Genomic DNA, 225 nt, shown 5'->3' with positions numbered 1-225 from the left:
TTAACCACTACACCACGGGACCATTTGGTTGCGGGGACAGGATTTGAACCTGCGACCTTCGGGTTATGAGCCCGACGAGCTACCGTACTGCTCCACCCCGCGATGATATAAATAGCTTGGCGACGTCCTACTCTCACAGGGACAAGGTCCCAACTACCATCGGCGCTAGAGAGCTTAACTTCCGTGTTCGGTATGGGAACGGGTGTGACCTCTCTGCCATCATCA

The 225-nt window shown here is 54.7% G+C and carries 1 tRNA gene and 1 rRNA gene; both read right to left on the bottom strand.

Annotated features, from left to right (window positions below):
* Positions 1–25: 25 nt before the first annotated feature.
* Positions 26–102 (bottom strand) — tRNA-Met (locus MR160_RS34610).
* 12 nt (positions 103–114) lie between these two features.
* Positions 115–225, bottom strand: a 5S ribosomal RNA gene (rrf, locus tag MR160_RS34605); the annotation flags it as partial.

The organism is Bacillus cereus group sp. BfR-BA-01382, from assembly GCF_022663475.1.
Classification (GTDB): domain Bacteria; phylum Bacillota; class Bacilli; order Bacillales; family Bacillaceae_G; genus Bacillus_A; species Bacillus_A thuringiensis_S.
Note: the sequence above shows the minus strand (reverse complement) of the source record. Positions and strands in the feature narration are given on the sequence as shown.